The sequence below is a fragment of the Pseudomonas sp. genome (assembly GCF_050739995.1).
In the GTDB taxonomy this organism is placed as follows: Bacteria; Pseudomonadota; Gammaproteobacteria; order Pseudomonadales; family Pseudomonadaceae; genus Aquipseudomonas.
The window spans coordinates 1-15,617 of the sequence record NZ_JBOICG010000793.1 but is presented as its reverse complement, the minus strand read 5'-3'; the positions used below and the strand labels follow the sequence as shown (position 1 = coordinate 15,617).

Genomic DNA, 15,617 nt, shown 5'->3' with positions numbered 1-15,617 from the left:
CGGTGTGTCAGCTTGCACACTTATTGGCTGGCCCAGCGCATTCGCGAGCAAGCCCGCTCCCACATTTGTTCTGCGCCGCTCAATGAATGTCGTAAACGCACCTTTGCGTGGCGTGCGTAGGCATTTGGCCTGTCTGCACCAGCCCTACCATCGCATCAAAGGGCCCTGCACGGGCCTCAACAATACGAAAGGCTGGGAGAGACGCGATGTTCAGCAAAAAAGACCAGATCCAGGGATATGACGACGCACTGCTGGCGGCCATGAATGCCGAGGAGCAGCGTCAGGAAGATCATATCGAGCTGATCGCGTCAGAGAACTACACCAGCAAACGCGTGATGGAAGCCCAGGGCAGTGGCCTGACCAACAAATACGCCGAAGGCTACCCGGGTAAGCGCTACTACGGCGGCTGCGAGCACGTGGACAAGGTCGAAGCCCTGGCCATTGAGCGCGCCAAGCAGCTGTTCGGCGCCGATTACGCCAACGTGCAGCCGCACTCCGGCTCGTCGGCCAACAGCGCGGTGTACCTGGCCCTGCTGCAAGCCGGTGACACTATCCTGGGCATGAGCCTGGCCCACGGTGGCCACCTGACCCACGGCGCCAAGGTGTCGTCCTCGGGCAAGCTGTACAACGCGGTGCAATACGGCATCAACACCGACACCGGCCTGATCGACTACGACGAAGTCGAGCGCCTGGCGGTGGAGCACAAGCCGAAAATGGTCGTGGCCGGTTTCTCTGCCTACTCCAAGACCCTGGATTTCCCTCGTTTCCGTCAGATCGCCGACAAGGTGGGCGCGCTGTTGTTCGTCGACATGGCCCACGTCGCTGGCCTGGTTGCCGCTGGCCTGTATCCGAACCCGCTGCCGTACGCCGACGTGGTCACCACCACCACTCACAAGACCCTGCGCGGTCCACGTGGCGGTTTGATCCTGGCCAAAGCCAACGAAGAAATCGAAAAGAAACTCAACGCTGCGGTATTCCCGGGCGCCCAGGGCGGCCCGCTGATGCACGTCATCGCCGGCAAGGCCGTGTGCTTCAAGGAAGCGCTGGAGCCGGGCTTCAAGGCGTACCAGCAACAAGTGATCGATAACGCCCAAGCCATGGCCGATGTGTTCATCAAACGTGGATATGACGTGGTGTCCGGCGGTACCGACAACCACCTGTTCCTGGTCAGCCTGATCCGTCAGGGCCTCACCGGCAAAGAGGCGGACGCCGCCCTCGGTCGCGCCCACATCACCGTCAACAAGAACGCGGTGCCGAATGACCCGCAGTCGCCGTTCGTGACCTCGGGCCTGCGCATCGGCACCCCGGCGGTGACCACGCGTGGTTTCAAAGTGCCGCAGTGCATCGAGCTGGCTGGCTGGATCTGCGACATCCTCGACAACCTCGGCGACGCTGACGTCGAGGCCAACGTGGCCAAGCACGTGTCTGCCCTGTGCGCTGATTTCCCGGTTTATCGCTGAGCGCGGTTTTGGAGTAATGACTATGCAACGCTACTCGGGCTTCGGCCTCTTCAAGCACTCACTCAGCCATCACGAAAACTGGCAGAAGATGTGGCGCACGCCCACCCCTAAAAAGGTCTACGACGTGGTCATCGTCGGCGGCGGCGGGCATGGTCTGGCGACCGCCTACTACCTGGCCAAGGAGCACGGCATCACCAATGTGGCCGTGGTCGAGAAAGGCTGGCTGGGCGGCGGTAACACCGCGCGCAATACCACCATCGTGCGTTCCAACTACCTGTGGGACGAATCGGCGCACCTGTACGAACACGCGATGAAACTATGGGAAGGCCTGTCCCAGGACCTGAACTACAACGTGATGTTCTCCCAGCGTGGCGTCTACAACCTGTGCCACACCCTGCAAGACATCCGTGATTCCGAGCGCCGTGTCAGCGCCAACCGTCTTAACGGCGTGGACGGCGAGTTGCTCAACGCCAAGCAGGTTGCGGACGAGATCCCGTACCTCGACTGCTCCAAGAACACCCGCTACCCGGTACTCGGCGCCACCGTGCAACGTCGCGGCGGCGTGGCCCGTCACGATGCCGTGGCCTGGGGCTTTGCCCGTGCGGCTGACGCCCTCGGCGTGGATTTGATCCAGCAGACCGAAGTGATCGGCTTCCGCAAGGAAAACGGCGTGTGCATCGGCGTGGAAACCAACAAGGGTTTCATCGGCGCCAAGCGCGTCGGTGTGGTCACGGCCGGTAACTCCGGGCATATGGCCTCGCTGGCCGGCTTTCGCCTGCCGATCGAATCCCACCCGCTGCAAGCGTTGGTGTCGGAGCCGATCAAGCCGATTATCGACAGCGTGATCATGTCCAACGCCGTGCACGGCTACATCAGCCAGTCCGACAAGGGCGACCTGGTGATCGGCGCCGGTATCGACGGCTACAACGGCTACGGCCAGCGTGGTTCGTATCCGGTGATCGAGCACACCATCCAGGCCATCGTCGAGATGTTCCCAGTGCTGTCCCGCGTGCGCATGAACCGCCAGTGGGGCGGCATCGTCGACACCACGCCGGATGCGTGCCCGATCATCTCCAAGACCCCGGTGCCGAACATGTTCTTCAACTGTGGTTGGGGTACCGGTGGTTTCAAGGCCACGCCGGGCTCAGGCAACGTGTTTGCCGCCAGCCTCGCCAAGGGTGAGATGCACCCATTGGCCGCACCTTTCTCCATCGATCGTTTCCACAACGGTGCGTTGATCGACGAACACGGCGCTGCGGCCGTCGCCCACTAACAGGAGAAATTCCCTATGTTGCATATCTTCTGTCCTCACTGTGGCGAACTGCGCTCCGAAGAGGAATTCCACGCGTCCGGCCAAGCGCACATCCCGCGCCCGCTGGACCCGAACGCCTGCACCGATGAAGAGTGGGGCGACTACATGTTCTTCCGCGACAACCCCCGTGGCCTGCACCACGAACTGTGGATTCACGCCGCTGGTTGCCGCCAGTATTTCAACGCCACCCGCGACACCGTGACGTATGAAATTCTTGAAACCTACAAGATTGGCACTAAGCCGCAATTCACCGCCAAGGCTTCTGGAGAGAAGGTATGAGCCAGATCAATCGCCTGTCCAACGGTGGCCGGATCGACCGTAATAAAGTTCTGACGTTTACCTTCAACGGCCAGAGCTACAAAGGCTTTGAGGGCGACACACTCGCCGCCGCCTTGCTGGCCAACGGCGTCGACATCATCGGCCGCAGCTTCAAATATTCACGCCCTCGCGGCATTTTTGCTGCCGGTGCGGAAGAGCCGAACGCGGTGCTGCAAATCGGCGCCACCGAAGCCACCCAGATTCCCAACGTGCGCGCCACGCAACAGGCGCTGTATCAAGGTTTGGTCGCCACCAGCACCAACGGCTGGCCGAACGTAAACAATGACGTGATGGGCATTCTCGGCAAGGTCGGCGGCAAGCTGATGCCACCGGGTTTCTACTACAAAACCTTCATGTACCCGCAGTCGTTCTGGATGACTTACGAGAAGTACATCCGCAAGGCGGCAGGCCTGGGTCGCTCGCCGACCGAGAACGATCCGGACACCTACGACAACATGAACCGTCACTGCGACGTGCTGATTGTCGGCGCAGGCCCGGCCGGTTTGTCGGCGGCCTTGGCCGCTGCGCGCAGTGGCGCTCGGGTGATCATTGCCGATGAGCAGGAAGAGTTCGGCGGCTCGCTGCTCGATTCCCGCGAAAGCCTCGACGGCAAGCCGGCCACCGAGTGGGTTGCCAGCGTCATCGCAGAATTGAAAGCCCTGCCGGACGTGGTGCTGCTGCCCCGCGCCACCGTCAACGGCTACCACGACCATAACTTCCTGACCATTCACGAACGTCTCACCGATCACCTCGGCGACCGTGCCCCGATTGGTGTGGTGCGTCAGCGTATCCATCGTGTGCGCGCCAAGCGTGTGGTGCTGGCGACCGGTGCCTGCGAGCGCCCGCTGGTGTACGGCAACAACGACGTACCAGGCAACATGCTTGCCGGCGCGGTCTCCACCTACGTGCGTCGCTACGGCGTGGCACCGGGCAAGAAACTGGTGCTGTCCACCAACAACGACCACGCCTACCGCGTGGCGCTGGACTGGTTCGATGCGGGTCTGACCGTGGTTGCCGTGGCCGATGCCCGCCACAACCCACGCGGCGCTTTGGTTGAAGAAGCTCGCGCCAAAGGCATCCGTATTCTCACCGGCAGCGCCGTGATCGAAGCCCGTGGCAGCAAGCACGTGACCGGCGCCCGCGTGGCGGCTATCGACGTCAAAGCCCACAAAGTCACCAGCCCCGGCGAGTGGCTGGACTGCGACCTGGTCGCTAGCTCCGGCGGTTACAGCCCGGTCGTTCACTTGGCCTCGCACCTGGGTGGCAAGCCGACTTGGCGTGAAGACATCCTCGGTTTCGTACCGGGCGAAGCACCGCAGAAACGCGTATGTGTCGGCGGTATCAACGGTGTGTACGGCCTTGGTGATTCCCTGGCGGATGGCTTTGAAGGTGGCGTGCGCGCCGCCAGCGAAGCCGGTTTCGCCCCGGTGGAGGGCACCTTGCCAAAAGCCTTGAGCCGCCTGGAAGAGCCGACCCTGGCGTTGTTCCAAGTGCCTCACGAAAAAGCCACGGCACGTGCGCCCAAGCAATTCGTCGACCTGCAGAACGACGTGACTGCCGCCGCCATCGAACTGGCGACCCGCGAAGGTTTCGAGTCGGTCGAGCACGTCAAACGCTACACTGCGCTGGGTTTCGGCACCGACCAAGGCAAGCTGGGCAACGTCAACGGCCTGGCGATTGCTGCGCGTTCGCTGAACGTGACCATCCCGCAGATGGGCACCACTATGTTCCGTCCCAACTACACGCCGGTGACTTTCGGTGCTGTCGCGGGCCGCCACTGTGGGCACATCTTCGAGCCGGTGCGCTACACCGCGCTGCAAGCCTGGCACGTGAAGAATGGCGCCGAGTTCGAAGATGTCGGTCAATGGAAACGCCCGTGGTACTTCCCGCGCAATGGTGAAGACCTGCACGCCGCCGTTAAACGCGAATGCCTGGCCGTGCGCGACAGCGTCGGCCTGCTGGATGCGTCCACGCTTGGCAAGATCGACATTCAAGGTCCGGATGCCCGCGAGTTTCTCAACCGCATCTATAGCAACGCCTGGACCAAGCTCGACGTGGGCAAGGCGCGCTACGGCCTGATGTGCAAGGAAGACGGGATGGTCTTCGACGACGGCGTGACTGCCTGTCTCGCCGACAACCACTTCCTGATGACCACCACCACTGGCGGCGCAGCACGTGTGCTGCAGTGGCTGGAGATCTACCAACAGACCGAGTGGCCAGACCTCAAGGTGTATTTCACCTCGGTCACTGACCACTGGGCGACCATGACCCTGTCCGGACCCAACAGCCGCAAGCTGCTGGCGGAAGTCACCGACATCGACCTGGACAAGGACGGCTTCCCGTTCATGACCTGGAAGGAAGGTTTGGTGGGCGGCGTACCGGCTCGCGTGTTCCGGATCTCGTTCACCGGTGAGCTGTCGTACGAAGTCAACGTGCAGGCCGACTATGCCATGGGCGTGCTGGAGAAAATCGTCGAGGCTGGCAAGAAGTACAACCTGACCCCGTATGGCACGGAAACCATGCACGTACTGCGGGCGGAGAAGGGTTTCATCATCGTTGGCCAGGACACCGACGGCTCGATGACCCCGGACGACCTGAACATGGGCTGGTGCGTCGGCCGTACCAAGCCGTTCTCGTGGATCGGTTGGCGCGGCATGAACCGTGAAGACTGCGTACGTGAAGAACGCAAGCAACTGGTGGGCTTGAAGCCGATCGACCCGACCGTTTGGCTGCCGGAAGGTGCGCAACTGGTGTTCGATCCGAAGCAGACGATCCCGATGAAGATGGTTGGTCACGTCACCTCAAGCTATGCCCACAACTCCCTCGGCTATTCGTTCGCGATGGCGGTGGTGAAGGGCGGCTTGAAGCGCATCGGCGAGCGGGTGTTCTCACCGCAGGCGGATGGCAGCGTGATCGAGGCGGAGATTGTGTCCTCGGTGTTCTTTGACCCCAAAGGCGATCGCCAGAACATCTGATAGACCGCGTTGCCTGCATCGCTGGCAAGCCAGCTCCCACACTGTAGTAAATGTGGGAGGGGGCTTGCCCCCGATGAGGCCAGCAGCCTCACAACAGAATTCAGAACAGGTGCTTTATGACAGCAGCCAATGTTTACCAACAACGCCCAACCACTGGCGCCAAGGCCGAGTCGTCGCTGCACCATGCCGACCTCGCCAGCCTGGTCGGCAAGGGTCGCAAGAACGCCGGCGTGATCGTGCGTGAAAAGAAACTCCTGGGCCACCTGACCCTTCGTGGCGATGGCCATGACGCCGCCTTCGCTGCCGGTGTGCACAAAGCCTTGGGCATTGAGTTGCCCGGTGCCCTGCAAGTCGTCGTCAAAGGCGAAACGAGCCTGCAATGGCTCGGCCCGGATGAGTGGCTGCTTGTTGTGCCAAGCGGTGAAGAGTTCGCCGCCGAGCAAAACCTGCGTGCTGCTTTGGGTGATTTGCATATCCAGGTCGTCAACGTCAGCGGCGGCCAGCAGATCCTTGAGCTCAGCGGCCCGAATGTGCGCGATGTACTGATGAAGTCCACCAGCTATGACGTGCACCCCAACAACTTCCCGGTGGGCAAGGCGGTGGGCACGGTGTTCGCCAAGTCGCAACTGGTGATCCGTCATACCGCCGAAGACACTTGGGAGTTGGTGATTCGTCGCAGCTTCTCGGACTACTGGTGGTTGTGGCTGCAGGATGCCTCTGCTGAATTCGGCCTGAGCGTCCAAGTCTGAGGAGTACCCCATGAGCCGCGCACCCGATACATGGATTTTGACCGCCGACTGCCCCAGCGTGCTCGGCACGGTGGACGCGGTCACCCGCTATCTGTTCGAGCAAGGCTGCTACGTTACCGAGCATCACTCGTTCGACGACCGGCTTTCGGGCCGGTTCTTTATCCGTGTGGAGTTCCGCCAGCCCGACGGTTTTGACGAACAGGCGTTCCGTGAAGGCCTGGCCACGCGTGGTGAAGCCTTCGGCATGATCTTCGAACTGACGGCGCCGAACTACCGGCCCAAAGTGGTGATCATGGTCTCCAAGGCCGATCACTGTCTGAACGATTTGCTGTACCGCCAGCGCATTGGCCAACTGTCGATGGACGTGGTCGCGGTGGTGTCCAACCACCCTGATCTGAAACCGTTGGCCGACTGGCACCAGATTCCCTACTACCATTTCCCCCTCGACCCCAACGATAAACCGTCCCAGGAGCGCCAGGTGTGGCAAGTGGTGGAAGACACGGGCGCGGAACTGGTGATCCTTGCGCGCTACATGCAAGTGCTGTCACCGGAGCTGTGTCGCAAGCTGGATGGCAAGGCCATCAATATCCACCACTCGTTGCTGCCAGGGTTCAAGGGCGCCAAGCCGTATCACCAGGCCTACAACAAAGGCGTGAAACTGGTGGGGGCCACGGCGCATTACATCAACAACGATCTGGATGAAGGCCCGATCATTGCCCAAGGTGTGGAGGTGGTGGATCACAGCCACTATCCCGAGGACTTGATTGCCAAGGGGCGGGATATCGAAGGGCTGACGTTGGCCCGGGCGGTGGGGTATCACATTGAGCGGCGGGTGTTCCTTAACGCCAATCGCACGGTGGTGCTCTGACGGCCGCCATCGCAGGCAAGCCAGCTCCCACATTTGAAGGTGTTCACAAATCAAAATGTGGGAGGGGGCTTGCCCCCGATGAGGCCCTGACAAACAACACAAGAAACAGCATCTGTACCCGAGCACTTAAACGCGCTGCCCACCCAACGGGCAACGCGGTTCCATAAAAACAACAGCGAGGTGAAAGCATGTCTGGTAATCGTGGTGTCGTGTATCTCGGCAACGGCAAGGTCGAAGTACAGAAAATCGACTATCCCAAAATGCAGGACCCCCGTGGCAGGAAGATTGAGCACGGCGTCATCCTGCGCGTGGTTTCCACCAACATCTGCGGCTCCGACCAACACATGGTGCGTGGCCGTACCACTGCCCAGACCGGCCTGGTACTCGGTCACGAGATCACTGGCGAAGTGATCGAGAAGGGCAGCGACGTTGAAAACCTGAAGATCGGCGACCTGGTTTCCGTGCCCTTCAACGTCGCCTGCGGCCGCTGCCGCTCGTGCAAAGAGCAACACACTGGCGTGTGCCTGACCGTCAACCCGGCCCGTGCCGGTGGCGCCTACGGCTACGTCGACATGGGCGACTGGACCGGTGGCCAGGCTGAGTACGTGCTGGTGCCGTATGCCGACTTCAACCTGTTGAAACTGCCGGACCGCGATAAGGCCATGGAGAAAATCCGCGACCTGACCTGCCTCTCCGACATCCTGCCCACTGGCTACCACGGCGCCGTTACTGCTGGCGTTGGCCCAGGCAGCACTGTGTACATCGCGGGCGCTGGCCCAGTCGGCTTGGCTGCAGCAGCCTCCGCACGTCTGTTGGGCGCAGCGGTGGTGATCATCGGCGACGTCAATCCAGTGCGCCTGGCACACGCCAAGGCCCAGGGTTTTGAAATCGCCGACCTCTCAAAGGACACTCCACTGCACGAACAGATCGCCGCACTGCTGGGCGAACCGGAAGTCGACTGCGCCGTCGACGCCGTTGGCTTCGAAGCGCGCGGCCATGGTCATGAAGGCGTGAAGGCCGAGGCTCCGGCCACTGTGCTCAACTCGCTGATGGGCGTGGTACGCGTGGCGGGCAAGATTGGTATTCCAGGCCTGTACGTGACCGAAGACCCGGGTGCTGTGGATGCTGCCGCGAAAATGGGCAGCCTGAGCATTCGCTTCGGCCTGGGCTGGGCCAAATCCCACAGCTTCCACACCGGGCAAACGCCGGTGATGAAGTACAACCGCCAACTGATGCAGGCGATCATGTGGGACCGTATCAACATTGCCGAGATTGTCGGTGTGCAGGTGATCAGCCTGGATGATGCGCCGCGCGGTTACGGCGAGTTCGATGCGGGTGTGCCGAAGAAGTTTGTGATTGACCCGCATAAGCTGTTCAGTGCGGCGTAACCCAAGACACACCGATCCAAATGTGGGAGGGGGCAAGCCCCTCTCACAGTGGTTTTATGTCAACGGTTGGCCAGGGCGCCTTGATACACAGTCGGGCCGGTTGGCTGCTTGCTTACCGAGCCCCCTTTGGTTTCCGCACTCACCATCAATTCCACGGGCTTGCGGATTGACTCTTGCTGACGTGGGTTGAGCCCGATGATGCCTTTGCCGTCCTCCGGCAACAGGCCCAGTGACACCGGCGTGCCACCTTCGGGAACGGCCCAAAGCTCTAGGCTTTGATCCGGTGCGGGAGCGGTGGAGGCAATCGGTTGCACTTCCAGGTAATCCTTGTGCGCCATGATTTGCGCGGCCGGCTGTTGTTCGGTGGTGACAAGGGTGGCGGCGGATCTGACATTGTCCTGGGTGTACAGAGCGCCGCCGATACCGGCAATCACCACAGCACAGGCGCCGATGAACAGGCGAGGGCCGCTCCAGAATGAGGGTTTGTGCTCAATGACTTGGGGTTGGTTCGCGGACATAAGTCTGTTCCTGACAAATTTTGTAGTCAGTTCATGGACCTTGCCAATGGCGATGGGTTCCTGGGCTCATCGCCAGCGATCGTCGTCAAAGTGATGTCAATTGGCCTTGATTCGACACAAGGTCGGTGAGCCGCCAGGTATCAGTGATGTCCGCACGCGGGTGATTCGGATGCAGAATTTTCTGAACTAATCTGTAGGTGGGAACATTCCCTCGGGAATGTCAGTCAAATGCCTGCTTTTTAGCTCCTACATTCAGAGGTTGTCTTGATGAAGATTTCACGCGGTTTTGCCCTGTCCTGCCTGTTGACCGTGGCCGCCAGCCCGGTGTTTGCCGCAGGTTTCAGCTTGGGTGATGTGGCCAACGCCGTTTCCGGCGCCCAAGGCAACAACAAGGCGGCTGCTGCAGCGCCAAGCTCCCAGACCGCCGGCCTGCTGAGCGCTTTGACCTCGCAATTGAACGTCACTCCAGAACAAGCCGTTGGCGGCACCGGCGCCATGCTGGGCCTGGCCAAGAACCAACTGAGCAGCACAGACTATTCGCAACTGGGTAAAAGCGTGCCGGGCCTGGACAAGCTGTCGGGCGCCAACTCCCTGGGTAGCCTGGGTGCGTTGAGCGGCATGCTCGGCCAGAGCGGCGGCAGCAAAACCAGCGGCCTGGACAGCGTGCTGGGTAACGTGAAGAACACCAGCGACCTGAACACCGCCTTCAGCGCATTGGGCATGGACAACAGCATGGTCGGCAAATTTGCCCCAGTGATCCTGCAATACCTGGGCGGCCAGGGCGCCAATCAGTCGGTGCTGGGCAAACTGGCCTCGGCCTGGGGCACTGGCGGCTAACTAGCGCTCTGTGCGCAGTTGTTCGATGCGCGCATCCTTCTCTGTCCAGAGCTGGTTCACCCAGTTCTGGACAGTCTGGCGAAATGCCGGATCGTTCTCGTAATCCCCTTGCCACAATGCCGGGTCCAGTTCACGGGTGCGGATATCAATGATCACCTTCGGCACCGCGCCACTGATCAAGTCCCAGAACCCTGGAATCTTCTGTTGCGGATAGACCACGGTCACGTCGAGGATCGCGTCCAACTGTTCGCCCATCGCGGCCAATACGAACGCCACGCCACCCGCCTTGGGCTTGAGCAACCGGGTGAAGGGTGAATCCTGCTGCTTGCGCTTGGCCTCGCTGAACCGTGTGCCTTCCAGGTAATTGACCACCGTCACCGGCTGGCGCTTGAACAGCTCGCAGGCCTCTTTGGTGATCTTCAGATCCTGCCCTGCCAGCTCCGGGTGCTTGGCCAGGAACGCCTTGGTGTAGCGCTTCATGAACGGGTAGTCCAGCGCCCACCAGGCCAGTCCCAGGAAGGGCACCCAGATCAGCTCTTTCTTGAGGAAGAATTTGAAGAACGGCGTGCGTCGGTTCAACGTCTGGATCAACGCCGGAATGTCGACCCAGGATTGGTGGTTGCTGATCACCAGGTAGGAGGTGTCACCGCGCAGGTCATCGCCGCCACGAATATCCCATTGAGTCGGGATGCACAGCGAGAAGATCAGTTTGTCGATCTCGGCCCAGGTTTCGGCAATCCACATGACCGCCCATGAGGCGTAGTCGCGAAAGCGACCGGGGGCCACCAGTTTGAGCAGGGCAAACACCATCAACGGCCCGAACAGCACCAGGGTGTTGAGCAATAGCAGCAGTGTGACAAAACAGCCGGTGAGCAGGCGGCGCATAAGCAACTCTTGGGATCGTGTGGGCGGGCAATGATAAGCAAGCTGAGTCTAGAGGCCAAATCGCAAATTACCGGACGAATGTTTCACAATGTGCCCGGTATGGTTGAGTGAGCTAACTAAGCAGGACTTTTGCGGTCTAGAATCCGCCTACTTCTTTCGAGGAAATCACGTCGTGAAATTGCTCCTTGCCTCCCTCGCCCTGGTCGCCCTGCCCGTCATGGCCGCCGAACCGACCCTCTACGGTCGCTACGAATACATCCAGTTGCCGGAGATCGGCCAGACCTTCAAGGCCAAGATGGACACCGGTGCGCTGACCGCGTCGCTGTCGGCGCGCAACATCGAAACCTTCAAGCGCGATGGCGATGACTGGGTGCGCTTCCGCCTCGGCGGCAAGGACGCAAGTGACAAGGTCTTCGAACACAAGGTGTCGCGCATCAGCAAGATCAAGAGCCGCGCCGATGAAGACGAGGACAAGGACGAAGCCACTGTGGCCAAGCGCCCGGTGATCGATCTGGAGATGTGCCTGGGCAACATCAAGCGTACCGTCGAGGTGAACCTCACCGACCGCAGCAGCTTCAACTATCCGCTGTTGATCGGTGCCAAGGCGTTGCGCGAATTCGGCGCAGCGGTGAACCCGGCGCGCCGTTACACTGCCGACAAACCGGACTGCTGATCGAGCCCCATGCCCCACATTCTGATTGTCGAAGACGAAGCGGCGATTGCCGACACGCTGATATTCGCCTTGCAAGGCGAGGGGTTCGGCACCACCTGGCTGAGCCTCGGCCAGGAGGCGTTGGCTCACCAACGCCAGACTCCAGCGGACTTGATCATCCTCGACATCGGCCTGCCGGACATCAGCGGCTTTGAAACCTGCAAGCAACTGCGCCGTTTCACGGAAGTGCCGGTGATGTTTCTGAGCGCCCGGGATGGCGAAATCGATCGGGTGGTGGGGCTGGAGATCGGCGCCGACGATTATGTGGTCAAGCCGTTCAGCCCACGGGAAGTGGCAGCGCGAGTCAAGGCGATCCTCAAGCGCGTTGGCCCGGGTGTAGCGCCGACCTCTTTTCACGTGGATCTGGAGCGTATGCAGATCCAGTATCGCGGCCAGCCGTTGGGCCTGACGCGGCACGAGTTTCGCCTGCTGCAAAGCCTGCTGGAGCAACCCGAGCGTGTTTTCAGCCGCGAGCAGTTGCTGGATGCGGTGGGCGTGCCTGCCGATGCCGGCTACGAGCGCAATATCGACAGCCATATCAAAAGCCTGCGTAGCAAATTGCGCAGCATCGCGGCGGATGCCGAACCGATCCAGACCCATCGCGGCCTGGGCTACAGCTACAGCCCGAGCAATAGCTGATGCGCCTGGGGCTGCGGATCTTCCTGGTGTACGCGTTGTTTATCGGCCTGACCGGCTACTTCGTGCTCAACACCGTGATGAAGGAAATCCGCCCGGGTGTGCGCCAGTCCACTGAAGAGACGTTGGTGGACACCGCTAACCTGCTGGCCGAAATCCTGCGCGATGATGTCAAGAACGGTACCCTCGGCCAAAGCCACTGGCCGGAGCTGCTCAAGGCTTATGGCAATCGTCAGCCGGGCGCGACCATCTGGGGCTTGCCTAAGAATCAGGTCAACCACCGCATTTACGTGACCGATGCCAAGGGCACCGTGCTGCTCGATTCCAGCGGCGAAGCGGTGGGCCAGGATTATTCGCAATGGAACGACGTGTACCTGACCCTGCGCGGCGAGTACGGCGCCCGTTCCACCCGCAGTGAACTAGACGACCCGAACTCCTCGGTGATGCACGTCGGCGCGCCGATCCGCGACAACGGTCAGATCATCGGCGTGGTCACTGTGGCCAAGCCCAACAGTTCGTTGCAGCCCTATGTCGACCGTACTGAACGCCGCTTGCTGTGGTACGGCGCCGGCTTGGTGGTGCTGGGCCTGATGCTTGGCGCCGTGCTGTCTTGGTGGTTGAGTGTGGCCCTGCGCCGTTTGACGGCCTACGCAGAGGCGGTGAGTGAAGGTCGGCGGGCAGAATTGCCGCATTACCGCGGTGGCGAACTCAAGCAACTGTCCACCGCCGTTGAACATATGCGCACGCAGTTGGAAGGCAAAGCCTACGTCGAACATTACGTGCACACCCTGACCCATGAATTGAAAAGCCCATTGGCGGCGATTCGTGGCGCGGCGGAACTGTTGCAGGGCGATATGACCCGCGAACAGCAGCAGCGCTTCGTGGGCAATATCGACAGTGAAAGTACGCGCCTGCAACAGCTGATCGAACGCCTTTTGAACCTGGCGCAAGTCGAGCAACGCCAGGGACTGGAAGAGCAGGCCAGCCTCTCGCTGGCGGCGATGGTCGACGAGGTGCTCAAGGCGCAATGCGCGCGAATCGAAGGCGCAGGCTTGCACGTCGAGCAGCAGATTGGCGCCGATGTGAAGGTGTTCGGCGAGCCCTTCCTGTTGCGTCAGGCCTTGGGCAATCTGCTGGAAAACGCGTTGGACTTCACGCCCCCCGCAGGTGTGCTGAAATTTAGCGCACAGACGCGGCACAACGACGTGCAGGTCTGCCTGTTCAACCAGGCGGCACCGATTCCCGATTACGCCCTGCCGCGCCTGAGCGAGCGCTTCTACTCGCTGCCGCGTCCAAGCAGCGGGCGCAAAAGCACCGGCCTGGGCCTCAACTTTGTCGAAGAGGTTATGAAGCTGCACGGCGGCGTGTTGCAGATCGGCAATGTGCCGGGCGGCGTGCAGGTGGTGCTGCATCTCCACACAGTCTCCACATTGCCCACATAAACTTCCCACACCCGCGGCGCAGTCTCTCCCCATCAAAAACAGGGAGAAACCCATGAACCGCAGTCTGCTTTTCAAACTTGGCGCGATTGCGCTGCTGATTTTGTTGTTGCTGATTCCGTTGCTGATGATCAACGGCATCATCAGCGACCGCCAGCAACTGCGCGACGGCGTGTTGATGGACATCGCCCGTAGCTCCAGCTATAGCCAGCGCGTCACCGGCCCGGTGATGGTGGTGCCCTTTCGCAAGACCGTGCGCGAGTGGAAGCTCAATGAAAAGCTCAATAAACGCTACGAAGAAACCCGTGAAGAGCGCGGTCGTCTGTATTTCCTGCCGGACCGATTTGAGCTCGACGGCAAGGTGCAGACCGAACTGCGTGCGCGGGGGATCTATCAGGCGCGGCTGTTCCATGCCGACAACCGTATCAGTGGGCGTTTCGAGCTGCCTGCGCAGTTGGGCATCACGGAAGACTTTGCCGATTACCGTTTTGAGCCGGCGTTTCTGGCGGTGGGTATCAGCGATATTCGCGGCATTGAAAACGCGCTGAATCTGGAATTGGGCAGCCAGCGCCTGGAGTTCTCACCAGGCACCCAAGTCGACTGGTTGGGGGAGGGCGTCCACGTGGCGCTACCGGAGCTGGACAGCAAAAAACCAAGCGTGGTGGATTTTGCTTTTGATCTGCGACTGCAAGGCACCGAACAATTGCAGGTGGTGCCGGTGGGCAAGATCAGCCAGGTGTCCCTCGCGTCCAACTGGCCGCATCCGAGTTTCATCGGCAACTTCCTGCCGGTTCAGCGTGACGTCACCGACACAGGTTTTACCGCCAACTGGCAGACCTCGTTTTTTTCCACCAACCTCGAACAAGCCCTGCAAACCTGCCTGGATGGCCAAGGCTGTAGCGACTTCAACAATCGCAGCTTCGGCGTGAACTTCATCGACCCGGTGGACCAGTACCTCAAGAGCGATCGTGCGATCAAATATGCGCTGCTGTTTATCGCGCTGACTTTTGCCGGGTTCTTCCTGTTCGAGGTCCTCAAGAGTCTGGCGGTGCACCCCATCCAATACGCCCTCGTGGGTTTTGCCCTGGCGTTCTTTTACCTGCTGTTGTTGTCGTTGTCTGAACATATAGGGTTTGCGATGGCTTATCTCATCTCTGCCAGCGCCTGCGTGTTGTTGATCGGTTTCTACGTGTGCCATGTGTTGCGCAGCGTCAGCCATGGCCTGGGGTTCTCGGCGGGGTTGGCTGCCCTGTACGGCTTGTTGTACGGACTGCTGAGCGCTGAAGACTATGCGCTGCTGATGGGCTCGCTGTTGCTGTTCGGCCTGTTGGGTACGGTGATGGTGCTGACGCGCAAACTGGATTGGTATGGGGTGGGCAAGCGCAAGGCGGTGGAGCCATTGCAGTTTGATCTGGAGGAGGTGCAATGATTGGGTTGCGGGAGGATCAGCGTGTGAAAGAGAGGTTGGTCAACTTTCTCAACAACGCCGCCGCACAATGTGGGAGCGGGCTTGCTCGCGA

At 60.7% G+C, this 15,617-nt stretch carries 14 protein-coding genes; 12 read left to right on the top strand and 2 right to left on the bottom strand.

The annotated features are described in order from the left end of the window. Positions 1–206: 206 nt before the first annotated feature. From glyA to fdhA, 7 genes are all read left to right on the top strand, one after another. Positions 207–1,460: a serine hydroxymethyltransferase gene (glyA, locus tag ACRESD_RS26915; RefSeq protein WP_431753685.1), complete on the top strand. Its 1,254-nt coding sequence runs from the start codon at positions 207–209 to the stop codon at positions 1,458–1,460. Positions 1,461–1,482: 22 nt separating this feature from the next. Then, positions 1,483–2,733, top strand: a complete 1,251-nt coding sequence (locus ACRESD_RS26910) for a sarcosine oxidase subunit beta (protein WP_010207084.1) — start codon at positions 1,483–1,485, stop codon at positions 2,731–2,733. Between the two features lie 15 nt (positions 2,734–2,748). Next, positions 2,749–3,051, top strand: a complete 303-nt coding sequence (locus ACRESD_RS26905; protein WP_431753684.1) for a sarcosine oxidase subunit delta — start codon at positions 2,749–2,751, stop codon at positions 3,049–3,051. Further along, positions 3,048–6,065 (top strand): sarcosine oxidase subunit alpha, encoded by a 3,018-nt coding sequence (locus ACRESD_RS26900; protein WP_431753683.1) that lies wholly within the window; start codon positions 3,048–3,050, stop codon positions 6,063–6,065. The genes ACRESD_RS26905 and ACRESD_RS26900 overlap by 4 nt, the downstream gene beginning before the upstream one ends. Positions 6,066–6,181: 116 nt before the next feature. Further along, positions 6,182–6,814: a sarcosine oxidase subunit gamma gene (locus ACRESD_RS26895; RefSeq protein ID WP_431753682.1), complete on the top strand. Its 633-nt coding sequence runs from the start codon at positions 6,182–6,184 to the stop codon at positions 6,812–6,814. Positions 6,815–6,824: 10 nt separating this feature from the next. Further along, positions 6,825–7,682 carry a formyltetrahydrofolate deformylase gene (gene purU, locus ACRESD_RS26890; RefSeq protein WP_123717262.1) on the top strand — a complete coding sequence of 286 codons (858 nt, stop codon included), beginning with the start codon at positions 6,825–6,827 and terminating at the stop codon, positions 7,680–7,682. Positions 7,683–7,870: 188 nt separating this feature from the next. After that, positions 7,871–9,070, top strand: coding sequence for a formaldehyde dehydrogenase, glutathione-independent (gene fdhA, locus ACRESD_RS26885; RefSeq protein ID WP_016972852.1), 1,200 nt, complete (start codon positions 7,871–7,873; stop codon positions 9,068–9,070). Between the two features lie 59 nt (positions 9,071–9,129). On the opposite strand, the gene ACRESD_RS26880 is transcribed toward fdhA, so the two are convergent. Next, entirely contained in the window at positions 9,130–9,588 is a 459-nt protein-coding gene (locus ACRESD_RS26880) for an anti-sigma factor domain-containing protein (protein ID WP_431753681.1), read from the bottom strand. Positions 9,589–9,855: 267 nt separating this feature from the next. Between ACRESD_RS26880 and ACRESD_RS26875 the strand changes: the two genes are divergently transcribed. Continuing rightward, entirely contained in the window at positions 9,856–10,425 is a 570-nt protein-coding gene (locus ACRESD_RS26875; RefSeq protein ID WP_431753680.1) for a DUF2780 domain-containing protein, read from the top strand. Here the strand turns inward: ACRESD_RS26875 and ACRESD_RS26870 are convergent, their stop codons facing one another. Further along, positions 10,426–11,310, bottom strand: coding sequence for an acyltransferase (locus ACRESD_RS26870; RefSeq protein ID WP_431753679.1), 885 nt, complete (start codon positions 11,308–11,310; stop codon positions 10,426–10,428). It lies immediately after the preceding gene. A gap of 172 nt (positions 11,311–11,482) precedes the next feature. Here ACRESD_RS26870 and ACRESD_RS26865 point away from each other — a divergent pair, with 172 nt between their 5' ends. The 4 genes from ACRESD_RS26865 to creD are packed head-to-tail and all read left to right on the top strand — an operon-like array spanning position 11,483 to position 15,526. After that, a complete protein-coding gene (locus ACRESD_RS26865) occupies positions 11,483–11,983 on the top strand; it encodes an ATP-dependent zinc protease family protein (RefSeq protein WP_431753678.1) in 501 nt (166 codons plus the stop codon). A 9-nt stretch (positions 11,984–11,992) separates the two neighbouring features. Beyond that, positions 11,993–12,661, top strand: coding sequence for a two-component system response regulator CreB (creB, locus tag ACRESD_RS26860; RefSeq protein WP_431753677.1), 669 nt, complete (start codon positions 11,993–11,995; stop codon positions 12,659–12,661). Continuing rightward, complete coding sequence (gene creC / locus ACRESD_RS26855) at positions 12,661–14,100, top strand: two-component system sensor histidine kinase CreC (protein WP_431753676.1); 1,440 nt, start codon at positions 12,661–12,663, stop codon at positions 14,098–14,100. The genes creB and creC overlap by 1 nt, the downstream gene beginning before the upstream one ends. A 52-nt stretch (positions 14,101–14,152) precedes the next feature. Continuing rightward, positions 14,153–15,526, top strand: a complete 1,374-nt coding sequence (gene creD, locus ACRESD_RS26850) for a cell envelope integrity protein CreD (protein ID WP_431753675.1) — start codon at positions 14,153–14,155, stop codon at positions 15,524–15,526. The last annotated feature ends 91 nt before the right edge of the window (positions 15,527–15,617 follow it).

Coding starts and splice junctions, on each gene's coding strand:
- fdhA (WP_016972852.1), top strand. CDS start 7,871: ATGTCTGGTAATCGTGGTGTCGTGTATCTCGGCAACGGCAAGGTCGAA.
- ACRESD_RS26905 (WP_431753684.1), top strand. CDS start 2,749: ATGTTGCATATCTTCTGTCCTCACTGTGGCGAACTGCGCTCCGAAGAG.
- ACRESD_RS26880 (WP_431753681.1), bottom strand. CDS start 9,588: ATGTCCGCGAACCAACCCCAAGTCATTGAGCACAAACCCTCATTCTGG.
- ACRESD_RS26910 (WP_010207084.1), top strand. CDS start 1,483: ATGCAACGCTACTCGGGCTTCGGCCTCTTCAAGCACTCACTCAGCCAT.
- glyA (WP_431753685.1), top strand. CDS start 207: ATGTTCAGCAAAAAAGACCAGATCCAGGGATATGACGACGCACTGCTG.
- creD (WP_431753675.1), top strand. CDS start 14,153: ATGAACCGCAGTCTGCTTTTCAAACTTGGCGCGATTGCGCTGCTGATT.
- creC (WP_431753676.1), top strand. CDS start 12,661: ATGCGCCTGGGGCTGCGGATCTTCCTGGTGTACGCGTTGTTTATCGGC.
- ACRESD_RS26870 (WP_431753679.1), bottom strand. CDS start 11,310: ATGCGCCGCCTGCTCACCGGCTGTTTTGTCACACTGCTGCTATTGCTC.
- ACRESD_RS26875 (WP_431753680.1), top strand. CDS start 9,856: ATGAAGATTTCACGCGGTTTTGCCCTGTCCTGCCTGTTGACCGTGGCC.
- ACRESD_RS26900 (WP_431753683.1), top strand. CDS start 3,048: ATGAGCCAGATCAATCGCCTGTCCAACGGTGGCCGGATCGACCGTAAT.
- ACRESD_RS26895 (WP_431753682.1), top strand. CDS start 6,182: ATGACAGCAGCCAATGTTTACCAACAACGCCCAACCACTGGCGCCAAG.
- creB (WP_431753677.1), top strand. CDS start 11,993: ATGCCCCACATTCTGATTGTCGAAGACGAAGCGGCGATTGCCGACACG.
- purU (WP_123717262.1), top strand. CDS start 6,825: ATGAGCCGCGCACCCGATACATGGATTTTGACCGCCGACTGCCCCAGC.